Source organism: Solibacillus sp. FSL K6-1126, from assembly GCF_038003445.1.
In the GTDB taxonomy this organism is placed as follows: Bacteria; Bacillota; Bacilli; order Bacillales_A; family Planococcaceae; genus Solibacillus; species Solibacillus silvestris.
In genome coordinates this window covers 1931563-1948427 of record NZ_JBBOPD010000001.1, presented here as the reverse complement: position 1 = coordinate 1948427, position 16865 = coordinate 1931563, and the positions used below count along the sequence as shown (strand labels likewise).

Below are 16865 nucleotides of genomic sequence, written 5' to 3'. Positions count from 1 at the left end.
CACCTTCTGTATTCTTTAAAATCCGATGACATCTGAAGTAATTCGAAGCAATTGTTTATGCATTTCCGTTTTTAAACTGTGCAATTCCGGACGGCTCGGGATTTGACGGCTCATATTTTGTACTTCTACAAATAATGTTTTTCCCTGCAGGAGCAGTTGACTCAGCTCCGATTTAGCAAACGGGGATTTTTGAAGCATCGCATTTCTTGCTGTTAAAATAATCATTTCAAACTCGTTCGCTGTCCTGTGAATAAACGCTTCTACTGTATCAAAGGCAACTTCATTAATGATTTGTTCTGTTAACGGTTTTTGTTCGATTGTCTCCCACAAAATATTCGTCAAAATCGTCAAGTCTTCTCGAATCACCTCTGTACGCCCGTCTAAATAAGCCTTCGCTTTCAAAATTGACAATGACTGTTTAAAACGGCGATCGGACGGTCGAATCCCTTCATCATGAAGTGCCTGCCTAATTTTAGCGACCACTTTAAAAATCGTATCAGAAATGGCAACCTTATCTGTCCTTTGCTGATGTTCGGTCAGCTCGTCCAATGTTATTTTCGAAATTTCCTTTTTTCTTTCATCCTTTAACATCGCAATAAAGGCTTCTTCTTCACGAATATAATTCACTTCATAGCGCAGCAAAAATCGGTCGAATAATGCTTCTAGTCCCTCCCCTTCTTCGATGTATTCATTGGAGGAACCGACCATCGTCAAAAGCGGTGAAGCAATGGGAAACCCGTTGTTATAATAAATCCGCTCATTGATAAGTGTGAGCAGTGAATTCAGAATCGCAGAGTTTGCTTTAAAGATTTCATCAATAAACGCAAAATGGGCTTCCGGGAGCATATTTGTCACATTCCGTTTATAAATCCCCTGTTCCAAATCTTTCAAAGACAGCACACCAAACAATTCTTCCGGTGTACTGAATGGTGTCAATAAATGCTGAAAACAATGACTTCCCTCGACAATCGAACCAAGCATGGACGACAGCACGCTTTTTCCTGTCCCCGCCGGTCCGATAAATAAAAGATGCTGTCGTGATAATAAGGCAATTAATAATGCTTCAATCTCTTCTTCCCGATCATAAAAACGTTCATTCAGTTGCTGACGGATGGTTTGCAGCTGTTCACACATTGATTGACCACCTTTCCCTCTATCTTTTCGTAATTCCGTATACCCGCACGTTTATGTAATACTCTACTTATAACGTTACACTTCCTGTACGATTTTTAAACCTTTGCTTGTCTTAATTCTTCCTCTAAAGAACTAGGAATATTTCAGGCGACTTTGCACTATTTTAGTAAGAGCATAGGAAAAAATTTTTTTCATGTTTCCACACAATTTTAGTTACAAATGATTAATTTTGTTATTTTACGTGAACATATTAGATATAGCATGTTTTGTAGGAGGAATCGTATGGCGTTAGTAAGAGTGTCATCTTCAATTTTTTCACGAATTAAAACTATTCAAAAAGCGGTGCAGCGAACAATGAACCATGATGAAATTATCGTTGCATCCGGGACATATAAAGAAACTTTAACTTTTGAGGAAAACAGAACGATTACCGCACCAAATGATGCAACGGTCTGTATAAAAGGAACGATCGTGATTGCTGAATGTGCGACCGTCACATTTGAGAACATGACAATTCAACCTACAACGCAAATTTACGTCGAAGGTAAAATTATATTAAAAAACTGCGTTATTCAAGGTGGACGTACAAATGTGCTGTTGGCACTGAACGGCGGGACATTACAATGCGAAAATACAACATTCATCGGTGCATCTGATGCGGCAGTCACGTTGGTATACAATAGTGAAGCCCATTTGGAAAATTGTTATTTTGAAAATAATAAAAAAGTCCATATATTAGCGGAAAATTCAACAATTCATTTAACAGATTGTACACTTTCAAAAGCAAATCAGGCACTTTGGGTAAAATCTCATGCAAAGGCTTATTTGACTCATGTAAAAGTCCAGCATCATTCCGGCACCCAGCTCATTATTCAAGACCATGCCTTATTGGAAATGAACGACAGCGAAATCATGCACGGCGAAGGTAATGGTATATATGCATCAGACCATTCAAACATTCATTTAATAAAAACAGCTATACAGCACCATCGCCTTCCCCAAATCTGGATGCAAAAAAGTTCCCTAAACGTAACAGATTGCAAAATTCAATACGGCAATGAATCCGGTATTATTTTACGGGATGGTTCGGAAGCAATGATCGAAAATTCATTGATTGCTTTCCATAAAATCGCAAATGTACAGTTATTGCTTGAATCTTTACTCAATATGACGGACTGTGAGGTGTACAGTTGCCAAGGGGTCGGCATTCATATAAAGGAAAAATCGATTGCAAACTTCAACAGTACGGTGTTTGCATATAATGTGCTGCCACAGCTTTTCATTACCGAAAACTCTATTTGTACAATAAAAGATGCGACGATTCAGGAAGGCAAACAGATTGGGATCTATACGGAAAAAGGGGCTTCGTGTTCGATTGTTTCCAGTACGATTACAGGACATAAAAACGCAGCGCTAACGGTGATGGAGGCAGAACTATTCCTTTTAAACACAACAGTGCATCATAATAAAGGGAATGGCATTTTAGCGGTCAATCATTCAAAGGCTTCTGTGGACAATTGCCATTTCAATCACAATGAATTGGCTCATATTGCAGGGAAAAATAACAGTACTGTGACGATTTACCAAAGTGAATTAGTCGGTGGCAAAAGTATATTTGTCATGGATCAATGTGAACTGGAAGTAACCGAATCGGTTGTTAAAGATGGTACGGGAATTCAAATTGAAATGGTAGGCAATACAAATGCCACGATTCAACAAACCCAAATTAGCGGCGGTGAGTCAAATGGGATTGTGGCGATGAAAGATACATCGGTCCATATTATCGATAGCCAAATATCTTGTCATAAAATGCCGCAAATCATCGTCAATGACAGCTCTCTTGTATTAAAGAACAGCGAATTGGTGGAAGGTGAACGAAATGGTTTAATTATTGAAAACCATTCAGAAGCATTAATTCAAGATTCGTTCATTTCCAATCATATGTATTCTCAATTATGGATTGACTCCGAATCTTCTGCTGAGGTGAACACCACACAAATTATCGAAGGCCATGAATCTGATATTTTTGTACAAAATAAATCGGTTCTCCATGCTTCGAAATGCATTATCCAAAATGCGAAATTTGATTTCAATATCCAAGCGGTCAACTTCTCGAAAATTTATCTGTCTGAAACAATGGTCGACAATTCGTTCGGTTCAAAGTTTTACAGTGAAAATAACAGCGAAATTTCATCGAATTTGGATGAAATCAGTTAGGTCATTACTACCTGTAACTTTTTTCAGTTTCAGGTAGTTTTTTTGCGGACAATAAAAAACAGTTTACCCTCATTCCATGTAGGATTGAAGGGTAAACTGATTTATGAAGGTTTATTTAATACTCCCACTTACAAATTCTGTCTCAGGATAGTACATATTTTTAACAATAACATTCGCCCCAAGGCATTTCACCGCAGGACAATGGCAATTGATCGATTTAGAAATATTTGAATCTAGCCATCTCTTATAAATTTGAGTCAATGATTCATTTTTAATATTGCCGAACGCCTGACCGTCATCCGAGAAATCGGTAACCGAAATATTACCGGAGAAAATATTGAGATTCATTCTTGAACGACCATCCACATCGTTTCTCATTGTCGTATTTGATGCGTTATTGATTCTGTTGATTAATGCTAGATCACGCTCATCACGGCTGCACGGATAGAATGGCAATGTTCCGAATAATACCCAAATATCTTTATTTCGGTAATCGAGAATTTCGTTGATCACTTTTCTGTATTCATCCAAACCGATCGTTTCTAAACTTTCAGCAAAATCGCTGGCGTACATCGGATGAATCTCATGACGCTTACATAGCATTTCATTTGCCACTTCATGATGAATTTTCTCCATAAATGGCACTGTGTTACGGTTTAGCATTGTTTCGGCGGATACAAACATGCCGCCTTTTGACAGTTCTCGTGCGTTGTCAAAAATATTACGATATAAATTCCCTCTATATTCAACTGACGGCGTTTTTTCCATCATAGCAAATCCTGTTTCAACAAATTCTTTTTCATCACACCAGTTGTGCGATATGTGCATGACATCTAAATAAGGAGCAACCAGCTCATAATGTGACATCGGCAAAGTGAGGTTGGAGTTGATCTGTGTCTTGATCCCCCTGCTTTTCGCATATTTCAATAATGGTAACAGATTATCTTTAATTCCCTTTTTCGTTAATAAAGGTTCCCCGCCTGTAAAGCTCATCGTGCGTAATGTTTCAACTTCATCCAATTTACGGATGATTTCGTCTGCCGGAATGGCCGGTAACTCTTTCGTTAGTAATGTATAGCCTACTGCACAGTGCGAGCATCTCATATTACATAAGTTTGTTGTTGTAAACTCTATATTCGATAAAGTTAATTTACCATGTTGATCGATATCAATATATGGTTCCCACTCATCATGCGGTTTAAAAATTGTATTCATTTAAATACTTCCTTTCTGCGAGTTCAATTTTCTCATAAAACAGTTGTATTGCAAAGGCTATTGTTTGCAAGGAAATCGCAGAGGGGGCGTTACATGCAAATAGCTGCACGGGATGAATTTCCGCGCAGCAGTTTTTTAGATTTCGATTATTCCCGGTAATTCCGGAATGTCCGATACAATATCTTCTACGGATAACCGCAACTCAAACAGGGGGTATTTTTCTTTCAAATTCAGCAGTGCCAGCAGTTCACCCGAGTCTGCTACTGCTGGTGCTTCATATGAAAAATCTATCGTCATAATATGTTCAATCGTCTGTCGGATGTACGCTTCCTCCTGCTTTTTAATCGGCAGCACTCTTTCCAATAAAAGGGGCTCTATCGCAGCTTTAAGAAAGTTTTGTGCTTCGGCCATACAGCTGAATTCCGCCAGTTTATTCGTATATGATATCATTTTGGACCGTTCGCGAATTTGTTGGGCTTCCAGTTCTTTCACCTGATTACGTATTGTTGTCAGTTGCTTTTTTGTCAGATCGTTCAGACGGGCTTGGACTGAATCCAGTTTTTCCAGGATAAATTGTTCGTATTTTTTAATAGACATCAATTTCTGTTCACATTCTGTGCGGATTCTATTCAACGTTTGAATTTGCTCGGACATTATCGACGAAAGTTCACTCTCTTCCAATGGAAATGCTAGCGACATCCCGGTTTGCTTTTTGAATAGCTTCTCCAATTGGCCATATTCCATCATGTAATCTACATGCAATTTTCGGTAATCACGTACATTTTTTTGATAAAGCGCTGCCGTTTCCTCATACATGTCCACGACGGGGTCATGTAGATAGGAATAGCTCTCCAGTGTCTGCAACAGCTGAAAAAGCGTTTGTACTTCTTTGAACACTTTACTAACAGTTTCATATTGTTTTTCAAAGGAAGTAATGAGCGCTTTATCCTGTTGTAATTGAGCGGCATCAATATGAAGATTGCCTTGATGCTGTACGATATATTCAACCGCCGATACATACGGTTCTCTTGCCGGAATTGTATTCATTTCTACTCGCAATCGTTCCAGCCATTGTAAAAACCGCTCCGTCGTATGGCGTGTCTTCTTCTGCTTGTTATCAATTAACTGGAACATGAGTTGTGACAGCTGTGTTATTCGGGAATCAATGAGCAGCTGTGTACTGTTCGTCTTACGCGCTTCTTGTGCCTGTAAAGCAGAAACTGGTACATCCTCCCCAATATAGTAGCCGTAACGTTCTTTCTCCACTTCAAGAAAGGCTTCCACTTCCCCATCTACCCGATCAATCCCGTTTACGACTAAATGGGCCGTTATCCCCGTCTTGTTCAGTTGTTCGATAAAATTCACTTCTGCTTCTGTTGCAGGCGAACCCGCTTGTAACACCCAGAATACTTCATCACAACGCTGTAATAGCGCCGGTGAAAAGTAGGCCGTATTGTTTGCGCCTGTTTCCAGCGCTACCGAGTCGACAATGGTCACTTTCTTTAATAACTCACACGTTATATACACTTCCAAATAATCCAAATGCTTACGAATTATTTGCGCACTTTCTGAATTTGAAATAGTAAATAGCGAGAGGTTGGCAATATCAAATATTACTTCCATACCGTTCAGAAAAACAGCTTTTATATATTCCTCATCACCGTATTTCAAAAATGTATTTGTCCTCGTTGGTTCTGAAGGCCGGTCTTCCAGCAGGTTTCTGCCGATTAAACTATTGATTACTGTCGTTTTCCCAACCCGCTCTTTTCCGATAAAGAGGACGATTGGCTGACTGTCCGCATCATCAATAATCCTTTTTAAACGGATAGTCGTATCTTTTACATAACTATTTTGTGACAGAATACTATGCAAAGGTTTTAGCCGTTCTATTAATTGTTCCAACGGATTATGTTCATCAAAGTTGTTTAGCTGTTCGCTGAATCGCTCAGTCATACGGGTCACTCCTTTACAAACGATTATTATTCTATTATAAACGCAGTGATTTCAACACGGACAAGTAATTACGAAAAACGAAATAATTGGTTCCTCATACTTAATCGACAAAACGATGACTAGGTATTAACACATGGAAATTTTCTTGAGTAAATTAAATTTCATCATAATGTTGCTATTGCTCGACATTGTTTGCGTGCTATTATAGTAGAAGAATATTTAAAAGGAGCTACACAATATATGTACAATATCCGAGAGCAATGGTTTGGGAATGTACGCTCAGATGTGCTGGCAGGACTTGTTGTCGCACTGGCCCTCATCCCTGAAGCAATTGCTTTTTCTATTTTAGCCGGTGTAGATCCGATGGTCGGTCTCTATGCCTCATTTGTCATCGCTGTAACAATCAGCTTTGTCGGTGGTCGACCTGCGATGATTTCCGCTGCAACAGGAGCGATGGCACTTGTGATCGTTTCACTTGTAAAAGACCATGGATTGCAGTATTTACTAGCTGCAACAATTTTAACTGGTATCATTCAAATCATATTTGGGATGCTGAAAATTGCACGCCTGATGAAGTTTATTCCGAATGCGGTCATGATCGGCTTTGTAAACTCATTGGCGATTTTGGTATTCATCGCCCAAACACCTCACTTTATCGGTGGCGATATCGTCACATGGGCGTTTCTTTTAGCGACAATTGCTCTTATTTACGCAATTCCTTTTGTCATAAAAGGTATCCCTGCCCCTCTTATTGCCGTCGTAATTTTATCGGCGGTAGCCATATATTCAGGCTTCAATTTAAATACGGTTGGAGATATGGGCACGATTACACAATCGCTGCCATCATTTTTAATACCTGATATTCCGTTTAACTTAGAAACGTTGATGATTATTTTGCCGTATTCACTTGCTTTGGCTGTTGTCGGACTAGTCGAATCATTACTGACCGCTTCTATTTTGGATGATATGACGGCTTCTGAGAGCGATAAAAACAAAGAAGCACGCGGACAAGGAATCGCCAATGTGATTAACGGTTTCTTCGGTGGTATGGCCGGCTGTGCAATGATCGGCCAGTCTGTCATTAACGTAAAATCCGGTGCACGCGGCCGACTTTCCACTTTTGTAGCCGGTGTGTTTTTAATGTTTTTAATTCTCGTTTTAGGTGATTATGTTGTACAAATACCTATGCCGGTGCTGGCCGGTGTAATGGTTGTTGTATGTATTACTCAATTCGACTGGCAATCATTCAAATACGCTGTGACAGCACCGAAAAAAGATGTATTTGTTATGCTTCTGACAATCGCGGTTGTCCTGTATACACATAACTTAGCGTTAGGTGTTGTAGCCGGTATTATTGTCAGTGCGCTGTTTTTCGTCAACGAAATTTCACGGGTAAGTATTTCACAACAAGGGAAAACATACTTTGTCAAAGGGCAACTATTCTTCGCTTCTACGGAAGGCTTTATCGACCATTTCAAATCGGTTCAAAATGATCATTCTTCCATCGAAATCGACTTTTCACAATGTAAAGTGTGGGATGATTCGGCAATCGGTGCTTTAATGAAGGTAAAGGACCAGCTGAAAGCGAAAAATATAGAAGTAACCTACTTGAATATTGATGAATCAAGTAAACAGCTGTTGAAGAAGTTAACCGGTACGACATTAATCGATTAGGAGGTGGCGTATGTATCAACATATTTTACTTGCCGCTGATGGTTCGCAAAACTCGATACGTGCAGCAAAAGAAACTTTAAAAATAGCACTAATACATGCAGAAACATTGGTGACGATCATTTTTATTATTGATATGGAAAAAGCAAAGACGGACGTACTGCATTCAAGTTCCAATGAAAGTCTATACATGGAACGCCGTCGAAAGCTTGTGCCGATTGAGGAATTGTTCAACGATCATCAAGTTCGCTATAAAGTGGAAATCATTCATGGCTCACCAGGACCTGAAATCATCAAATATGCCAACACACAAAATGTGGATTTGGTCGTAATCGGCAGCCGTGGGTTAAACAGTCTGCAAGAAATGGTATTAGGCAGCGTGTCGCATAAAGTGATGAAGCGCGTTCAATGCCCTGCAATGCTTGTAAAGTAAGGGAAAACTAAACAGAGAAAAGACAAAACATTTTTAGAGCGACTAATATGTTTTGTCTTTTTTTTATGTATATCTGATATAATTGGGGTCAACATGTCAAATTCAGGATGAGGTGGGAACTGTGTTTTTCTTAAAGCCTAAACTAATTAAAAATGGTAAGAAATCTAATGCGGATTTGTTATTTAAAGATGTTTCACCAGATCAATGGGATCAGGAACATTTAACGAAAGCTAATTTGGATTTTTCAATAGATAGTGTTCGTCTCGTTAATGAGTATGCTGAACGGTTAATCCATACAGAATTTGGACAGCAGCTTTTAAAAGAGCATTCAGATAATTTCGTCACACGTATTGGTGCCTATTTAGGCGAAGTAATTAAAAATCACAAAGACGGGCAATATCGCTGGTTTGATTTTAATTCGATTCAAGAAAATACCATTCATTTAAATAATTATGTATTGAGTGTAGACGATGAATCTGTTCTTTATTCTAAAAAATTGGATCACGTATTGTGTCCCATTTTTGAAGTGAAGCAATATTTTGATGGTAAATCCAACTATAAAAATTTTTTAGCATATGTTGAACAGGCGATAAAAAACTAGAATTACTGGGGAGGAACTATTTATGTCCAATGATGCTCTAATAATACTAGCCATAGTTTCAACTATGATATGGATTACTGTATCTAAAGAAGCTACAAAGCCTACAAAAGAGGTGAACAAACGAAAGATGATCACTTTATTATCCGCAGGAACTTTATCGGCAATTCTATTAACTGTATCCCTTTTTCAACATTTATTGTTCTCATTTTATTTAACGTGAATGCGTAGATAAATTATTAAAATACTTACAGAGGAGATAATTTTGAAAAAACTACTTTTATTACTCATTGTTCCTGTTATTATTTGGTTTGGTTGCAGCAATACTGTAGTTGCAGAGTTTGCTACTGTGAAGGAAATTAAGGTGAATTCGATTATCATTCGAAATTGGGGTGGAGAAACAAAAGAAATCGTTATTCCCAAAACTAATGATTATTCTTTTGAAGTAGAGAAAGAATATTTTTTTAATTACGAAGTCAAGAAAAGTAAAAAGGCTGTTTTAATATCTGCAGAACCGAATGTACCTTAAACTTCTGCTACAGCCTATTTTAAAAGTTATCTGGTTAAATTATGCTTATCCAAAATATAATCCTCAGTTCCGGCAAAATAATCCTCACTTCGGGCTATATAATCCTCACTTGCTTTTGCATAATCCCCAATTCTTGTTTGTTAATCCTCACTTTCAAGTATATAATCCTCAAATCGATTATTTCTAAAAACTGGGGTTAGAAACTCCGCATTCGTTTCCTGTTAGAGCCCGCCCCCTCTTTTACCTTTTATAACAGTGGCAATTTGCTGTATGGTCGTTCACCATGCCGACTGCCTGCATATAGGAATAGCAGATCGTGCTGCCGACGAATTTAAAGCCGTCTTTTTTCAGTTGCTTGCTCATCCGGTCGCTTATTTCTGTTGTAACGGGTACTTGTCCGAATGATTCCCACGAATTAATCATTGGATTGCCGTCGACAAATGACCAAATATAGTTTGAAAAGGACCCGTATTGTTTTTGAATGGCCATGAAGCTTTCGGCATTCGTCACAACACTTTTAATTTTCAACCGATTGCGGATAATGCGTTCGTCATTTCTTAATGCTTCCAGTTTTTCTTCATCATATTGTACTATCTTTTCCGCATCGAACTGATCAAAAGCAGCCAAATAGCCTTCTCTTCTTTTTAAAATAGTCAGCCAGCTTAAGCCTGCCTGTGCCCCTTCCAAACAGAGCATTTCAAACAGCTTCCGGTCATCATAAACAGGTACGCCCCACTCTTCGTCATGGTATTTCACATAGATAGGTTCATCCAGCTTCACCCAACTGCAACGCTCCATGTCCTCACCTCTTTTAATCCACTGTAATCCAACTCGTTTGCAATCGCAAATAATTTTTGCTATCCTTACCTTACGAACGTCAGGAAGGTGATCATGTGACAAAAGAGAAAATTATACAGGCCGCCCTGCTCAATTTCAGTGAACATGGCTACAGTGGCGGATCGTTGGCTCAAATCGCAGAAGAAGTAGGAATACGGAAGCAATCAATTTATACGTATTTTAAAAGTAAAGATGCCCTTTACTTAACGATTTCGAAACAAGCAATGGAGGCTGAGCTGTTGTTTGCAAAAGAATTTATCGCTAAACACCAACAACTTCCTATCGAAAAAGTATTGTTGCCATTTCTGCAGTCTTTTCAGGAGCGCTTTGAGACTATAGCGGAAACTAAATTTTTCATGCGCTCGATTTTCTTAATGCCCCAGCATCTGGAGCAACAGTTAAGTGAGCAAACGTATATTTATTTGGACGAATTGGAAAGGCTTTTCACGGATTATTTAAAAACACAAACACTTTCCGTTTCGGCGAACGATGCAGCAATCGGTTTTTTGGCATTACTTGATAGTCTTTATGTCGAAATGCTTTATGGTGGCAGTGAACGTTGCGAAAAGCGGCTGCAGGCTGGATGGACAATATTTTACAGAGGAATCAAGAGCTGAGGTGTACACATCATGACAAAATACTGGATACTCGTCCTATTGGCAGGCATCATTGAGATTGTTTGGGCAATGGGACTGAAATATGCAAACACATTGTGGCTATGGGTCGGTGTTGTCGCATTGATCGTTTTATCGTTTTATATTTTAATCGTCGCAACGGAGAAATTGCCGGTTGCTACCGTTTATGCGGTCTTTACCGGGATCGGTACTGCCGGTACGGTCATTGCGGAAACAGTCATTTTCAACGAGCCGTTCAGCTTAACGAAAATCGGCTTTATTGGATTATTATTAATCGGTGTCATTGGACTAAAATTGATTTCAAATGAACCGGAAGAAACGAGGGATGCATAATGGCTTGGGTCTATTTAATTTTTGCCGGACTTTTTGAAGTCGGTGGCGTCATCGGAATGAACAAAGTTGCCCAGAAAAAGTCACTTGGCTCCTATGCGTTTCTAATCGGTTCCTTTATTATTAGTTTTTCGCTCCTTTCAATGGCGATGAAAGAATTGCCGATGGGGGTTGCCTATGCTGTATGGACAGGAATTGGTACGGTTGGCGGTACCCTTGTTGGAATGTTCCTCTATAATGAATCAAAAGACTGGAAACGAATTCTGTTTATTTCGTTTATTATTATTGCGGTTGTCGGATTAAAAATTACGCAGTAGAATAGAGGTACTAGAGGCAATGTGTACATTTTATGAATATTTTCATAGATTGTGCACATTGTTGTTATATTTTGGAGGCCATTATGCGAAATTTATTTCAAGTAGTCCCAATTCCGATCAGTGGGCTGATGCTCGGATTGGTTTCATTGGGAAATTTATTTTTAAGTATGGGCCATACCGTTTTCGGTCATGTCTGTTTTTTTATAGGAATCTTTTTATTTCTATTAATCATTGGAAAACTAATCTTTGCGTTTACCAGTATCCTTACAGAAATGCAAAACCCGATCATTGCGTCGGTATCCCCCACTTTTACGATGGGGACTTTATCAATAAGCAGCGGGTTGCACTATTACGGTGTACATGAATTCATTATACATATGATCTGGATTTTGGCTGCGACGACTCAAGTGTTTATTATTTTTTATTTTGTTCGAACATTTATTTGGAAAAAACGGATCACGATTTCCGATATTTATCCAAGCTGGCTAATCATGTTTGTCGGGACAGCTGTTATGCCATTAACGGCGAGTGATCTTTCAGGGATCTTCACAAAAGCCATCGTCATTTTTGCGGTATGTGCCTTAATTGTTTTAGTGCCGATTCTTATTTTGCGCGGTTTTGTAAGAAAGGATTTACCGGAGCCGACGATCCCGATGCTAACGATTTTAGCCGCGCCCGCTTCGATTAGTTTAGCCGCATACTTCCAGCAGTTTGAAAGTCGATTCGGTATTGTTTTGACATTATTCATCGTCGCGCAAATCTTGTATCTTTTAGTACTGTCGAAATTACCAGGCGCATTGCAGCTTCCCTTTTATCCGAGCTATGCGGCCTTTACATTCCCATTAGTCATTTCTGCTACAGCAACAAATGGTGTCATTCATTATTTTGAACAAAATGAGTTGCCGACAAGTTGGCTGGAAACGTATTTTTATTTTCAGTTAACATTCTCGGCAATTATTGTATTTTACGTTTTAATCCGCTATATCAATTACTTATCTATACAAGTGCGACAACAGCGCAGAGTCATTCGAAAAGAAAAAGAGGCAATTTCATAATTGTTCCGCAATAGCGAAACATTCCCCCTTTATGCACCGTATACTATATAAAGGGGGGATTTTTTTGAAAAGAATTATTTTTGCACTATTATTTATTCTAATTATACTCGTGTTAATTTTCTACTGGCTCGACCATGAAATGAATGCTGTGTTAAAAAATGAGGCAGATGGTTCAAATGAATATGTTGTCATTTTAGGAGCAAAAGTGAAACCAGGCGGCATCCCTTCCCTGTCATTAAAAAACCGTTTAGATGCGGCAGTGGATTATTTGAAAAAATATCCCACTGTAAAAGCGATTGTTACAGGTGGCCAGGGTGCTGATGAGGATCGAACGGAAGCGTCGGTCATGGCAGACTATCTAGTCAAACATGGGATTGCTGAAAATAGAATCTTACTGGAAGATCAGTCTACAACGACTTATGAAAATCTGTTATTCGCAAAAAAACTATTGCCCGATACTACCGCGAGCATCACGATTATTTCAAATGATTTTCACTTGAAACGTGCAACAATCCTCGCCCGAAAGCTCGGTTTAAAGGCGGATGTCGTAGCAGCCCCTACCCCGAAAGTCATCAATACAAAATCCCGTATTCGCGAACGTCTTGCGATCATTAAAGCCTATACGAGAGGCCAATAATTTTACATTTCGGGTCCAATTCGTTATCGTAACTGTAACGAACAGTTGAGGTGAATTTCAATGAAACTTAGTATATTAGATCAAGTACCCATTTCAAAAGGCATGACATCAACCGAAGCACTAGCTAATGCAGTGAAGCTTGCGCAACTTGGTGATGAGCAAGGTTATGAACGAATCTGGTTTGCAGAACACCATAACACGACTTCCCTTGCCAGCTCTGCGCCTGAAGTAACAGCTGCTTATATAGCTGCGAAAACAGAACGCATCCGTGTCGGAACGGGCGGCATTATGATGATGCATTATTCTCCATTTAAAGTGGCAGAAGTATTTAAAACATTGGCAGCACTGGCACCAGGACGTATTGATTTCGGTGCAGGCCGTGCTCCTGGCGGGGATATGCCGGCAATGACCGCACTTGCCAGTGGACGCAGACCGGATCTGACAGAACAATATGATAAACTTGAAGTCATTTTACGTTTAATGAATGAACAGCGTACTGGTGAAGCTGTTTATGATAATGTCGTAGCGGTTCCATTTAAAGTTCAGCTGCCGCAAAGCTGGCTGCTTGGATCAAGCGGACAAAGTGCGAAAAAAGCCGGTGAAGCCGGTGTTGGCTATTCCTTTGCCCAATTCTTCAATGGACAAATGTCAAAAGGAATTTTTGATGCCTACCGTAACAGTTTCCAGCCATCATACTTTATGGAACAACCGCAAATTATTACAACCTATGCTATCAGTGTAGCTGAGACGGCGGAAGAAGCGGAATACTTATCGATGCCGATGCAAATTACCCGTCTGAACTTAATGCGCGGTAAGCTCCTAAGCGTACTTTCTCCTGAAGAAGCAAATGACTATCCGCTAACTGAGATGGATAAAATGATTTTGGAGCAAAACCGTCCGCTTATGCTGATCGGTTCTGCTGAGGATGTTGCGAATCAGATTCGAGAAGAACAGGCATATTACGGCTTTGATGAAGCGATGATCAACTGTAACTTATATACAATCGATCAACGTCTGAACAGCTATCGTCTTTTAATGGAACAGTTTAATAAATAATATAGTCTTAATGAAGTAGTGCCAAATGATTCGTCAAGGGCACTACTTTTTTTGGTTTAGGTCCGGTTAATTTCATTGCGGGCGGAGAACAACAGTAACATTGCAACTAAAAAAGCAGTCCAAACTTTACTTGTCGTAAAATTTGAACTGCCGTAATTTATATGTTTTTCAATTCAAACTGTTTACACTGTAGCTGTCGTCGTAACGGGTTGCGGGGCGATTTTTGCTACGATGACGCTGTTTACCGCATTAATATAAGCCATTGCAGAAGCTTTTAAAATATCAGTATCTGCTGCTTTTGCGATATAGTTTTCCCCGCCGTATTCGATAATGATTTTAACTTTCCCTAATGCTTCTTGGCCGCGTGATACGGAGCTGATATTGTACTCAACAAGCTTTACCTTGATTCCAGTAACATCCGCAATAGCTGAGTAAAGGGCATCGATTGGGCCGGAGCCGACCGCACTTGATTTGAAAACATCTTCTCCGCGGCGGATTTTTACGCTGGCAGACGGGAAAGCAGCGTTTGAAATAATCTGTAAGTCTTCAATATCATAAAACTGATCAGAGTAGGATTCTTTATTCGGATTGTTCTTCTCTGTTTTTTCATAGTAGTTTTCAACGATGACATATAAATCATGATTGTAAACTTCTTTTTTCGAATCAGCCAGTTTTAGGAAGCTTTCGAAGATCCCTTCAAACTCTTCTTCCGCAAAATCTTCAAAGCCTAATTTGGACAGCGCATTTTTTACTGCATGACGTCCAGAACGTGCTGTTAATACAAGTTCCATATCATCAAGGCCTACATCTTCCGGATGAACGATTTCATAAGCATCACGTGATTTCAGTAAGCCGTCCTGGTGAATACCTGATGAATGGGCGAAAGCATTGTCACCTGTAATCGCTTTGTTTACTTGTACATCCAATCCCATAAAGCTCGACACTAAGCGAGATGTATTCATTATTTCCTTTGTATTAATATCTGTGAACACATCGTAAACGTCCCCACGTGTTTTAATCGCCATAACCACTTCTTCTAATGCCGCGTTTCCGGCACGTTCGCCAATACCGTTCATTGTCACTTCTACTTTATCTGCACCGTTTTTGATCGCTGCTAATGTATTGGCAGTAGCCATCCCTAAATCGTTGTGGCAGTGAACTGAAAGCAGCACAGAATCATCCAGGTTTTTCATTCGATCGTTCAGTTTGGCAATCATTTCACCCCATTGTTCCGGCTCTGCGTACCCGACTGTATCCGGTACGTTAATCATCGTAGCTCCGGCTTTCATAACTGCTTCAATCGTTTTCCAAAGGTATTCAAAATCAGAGCGGGATGCATCCTCTGTTGAATATTGTACTTGCGGCAGTAACGTTTTCGCATATTTCACTGCGTCTACACCGATTTGCAGAATCTGGTCCTTCGATTTACTGAACTTTTTCTCCACATGAATATCGGATGTCCCTAGAACCATATGAATCATCGGATTATTTGCATATTTGACTGCATTGTAAACAGAATCAATGTCATCTTTTACAGCACGAGCAAGTGCCGTAATCATCATATTCGAATTATGGCCGACCTTTTGCGCCACAGCTTTTACCGCATCAAAATCACCTTGTGAAGACGCTGGGAATCCGGCTTCAATAATATCAACACCGAGCTTTTTTAACTGCTGGGCAATTTCCACTTTTTCATATAAATTCAGTTTAGCCCCAGGCACTTGCTCACCATCACGTAATGTTGTATCAAAAACCCAAATTTTTCTGCTCATTTTCATTTCCCCTTTTCTTCTCAAATTGATTTTTAAACAGTAAATAAAAATAAAAAAACTCGTCTCTATGAAAAATTCCATAGAGACGAGGTTAAACTCGCGGTACCACTCTAAATTGAATGTCCATTGCTGAAACATTCCACTTAACGACAAATCATTTGCCAGTCTTTTAACGGAGACTTCCGACTTCCCTACTCTAATTTCAGGTCGTAGCTCATGGACGAGTTCAACAGTTGTATCTGCCAGTTTGCACCACCCACTGGCTCTCTAAAAGTATACAAGCTATTTACTACTTCCAATCATTGCCTAGATATTACCTTGAAATGAAGTTTACCGGCAATGAAATAAAATGTCAACCTTTATTATCAGAAAATTTAAAAATTACATACTCATGTATTGGCCTCTCGATTCGGCTTTGCGCTCACACAAAGTAACCGAATCATTGGCAACCATTAGGGCTAACTTCATTTAGCGCA

Annotated in this window: 16 protein-coding genes and 1 other annotated feature; of the genes, 11 read left to right on the top strand and 5 right to left on the bottom strand. The window is 39.4% G+C overall.

What is annotated here, in order from left to right; genetic code table 11:
• Positions 1–15: 15 nt before the first annotated feature.
• Entirely contained in the window at positions 16–1134 is a 1119-nt protein-coding gene (locus MHH44_RS09530) for an AAA family ATPase (RefSeq protein WP_340798432.1), read from the bottom strand.
• 282 nt (positions 1135–1416) lie between these two features.
• Between MHH44_RS09530 and MHH44_RS09525 the strand changes: the two genes are divergently transcribed.
• Complete coding sequence (locus MHH44_RS09525) at positions 1417–3351, top strand: right-handed parallel beta-helix repeat-containing protein (RefSeq protein ID WP_340798431.1); 1935 nt, start codon at positions 1417–1419, stop codon at positions 3349–3351.
• Positions 3352–3462: 111 nt separating this feature from the next.
• Here MHH44_RS09525 and yfkAB read toward each other — a convergent pair whose 3' ends face one another.
• Positions 3463–4566 (bottom strand): radical SAM/CxCxxxxC motif protein YfkAB, encoded by a 1104-nt coding sequence (yfkAB, locus tag MHH44_RS09520; protein WP_340798430.1) that lies wholly within the window; start codon positions 4564–4566, stop codon positions 3463–3465.
• Between the two features lie 135 nt (positions 4567–4701).
• Positions 4702–6519 (bottom strand): dynamin family protein, encoded by a 1818-nt coding sequence (locus MHH44_RS09515; RefSeq protein ID WP_340798429.1) that lies wholly within the window; start codon positions 6517–6519, stop codon positions 4702–4704.
• A gap of 240 nt (positions 6520–6759) precedes the next feature.
• On the opposite strand from MHH44_RS09515, the gene MHH44_RS09510 reads away from it, so the two are divergent.
• From MHH44_RS09510 to MHH44_RS09495, 4 genes are all read left to right on the top strand, one after another.
• The gene (locus tag MHH44_RS09510) at positions 6760–8193 is read left to right on the top strand and encodes a SulP family inorganic anion transporter (protein ID WP_340798428.1); all 1434 of its coding nucleotides are present in this window, start codon (positions 6760–6762) and stop codon (positions 8191–8193) included.
• A 10-nt stretch (positions 8194–8203) separates the two neighbouring features.
• The gene (locus tag MHH44_RS09505; protein ID WP_340798427.1) at positions 8204–8623 is read left to right on the top strand and encodes a universal stress protein; all 420 of its coding nucleotides are present in this window, start codon (positions 8204–8206) and stop codon (positions 8621–8623) included.
• Positions 8624–8744: 121 nt separating this feature from the next.
• Positions 8745–9224 (top strand): hypothetical protein, encoded by a 480-nt coding sequence (locus MHH44_RS09500; protein ID WP_008407127.1) that lies wholly within the window; start codon positions 8745–8747, stop codon positions 9222–9224.
• A 262-nt stretch (positions 9225–9486) separates the two neighbouring features.
• Positions 9487–9750: a hypothetical protein gene (locus MHH44_RS09495; RefSeq protein ID WP_008407129.1), complete on the top strand. Its 264-nt coding sequence runs from the start codon at positions 9487–9489 to the stop codon at positions 9748–9750.
• A gap of 240 nt (positions 9751–9990) precedes the next feature.
• Here MHH44_RS09495 and MHH44_RS09490 read toward each other — a convergent pair whose 3' ends face one another.
• Positions 9991–10548 carry a DNA-3-methyladenine glycosylase I gene (locus MHH44_RS09490; protein WP_008407130.1) on the bottom strand — a complete coding sequence of 186 codons (558 nt, stop codon included), beginning with the start codon at positions 10546–10548 and terminating at the stop codon, positions 9991–9993.
• A 95-nt stretch (positions 10549–10643) separates the two neighbouring features.
• Between MHH44_RS09490 and MHH44_RS09485 the strand changes: the two genes are divergently transcribed.
• The 6 genes from MHH44_RS09485 (at position 10644) to MHH44_RS09460 (ending at position 14617) form a co-directional block, all read left to right on the top strand.
• Entirely contained in the window at positions 10644–11204 is a 561-nt protein-coding gene (locus MHH44_RS09485; RefSeq protein ID WP_008407131.1) for a TetR/AcrR family transcriptional regulator, read from the top strand.
• Positions 11205–11216: 12 nt separating this feature from the next.
• Complete coding sequence (locus MHH44_RS09480) at positions 11217–11555, top strand: DMT family transporter (protein WP_008407132.1); 339 nt, start codon at positions 11217–11219, stop codon at positions 11553–11555.
• Complete coding sequence (locus MHH44_RS09475) at positions 11555–11869, top strand: DMT family transporter (RefSeq protein WP_008407133.1); 315 nt, start codon at positions 11555–11557, stop codon at positions 11867–11869. Before MHH44_RS09480 ends, MHH44_RS09475 begins: the two co-directional genes overlap by 1 nt.
• 83 nt (positions 11870–11952) lie before the next feature.
• Positions 11953–12924, top strand: coding sequence for a TDT family transporter (locus MHH44_RS09470; RefSeq protein WP_340798426.1), 972 nt, complete (start codon positions 11953–11955; stop codon positions 12922–12924).
• 64 nt (positions 12925–12988) lie between these two features.
• Positions 12989–13561, top strand: a complete 573-nt coding sequence (locus tag MHH44_RS09465; protein ID WP_087617305.1) for a YdcF family protein — start codon at positions 12989–12991, stop codon at positions 13559–13561.
• 60 nt (positions 13562–13621) lie between these two features.
• Complete coding sequence (locus MHH44_RS09460; protein ID WP_008407136.1) at positions 13622–14617, top strand: LLM class flavin-dependent oxidoreductase; 996 nt, start codon at positions 13622–13624, stop codon at positions 14615–14617.
• 182 nt (positions 14618–14799) lie between these two features.
• Here MHH44_RS09460 and MHH44_RS09455 read toward each other — a convergent pair whose 3' ends face one another.
• A complete protein-coding gene (locus MHH44_RS09455) occupies positions 14800–16389 on the bottom strand; it encodes a 2-isopropylmalate synthase (RefSeq protein WP_340798425.1) in 1590 nt (529 codons plus the stop codon).
• Between the two features lie 78 nt (positions 16390–16467).
• Positions 16468–16701, bottom strand: a binding site (T-box leader).
• Positions 16702–16865: the final 164 nt, after the last annotated feature.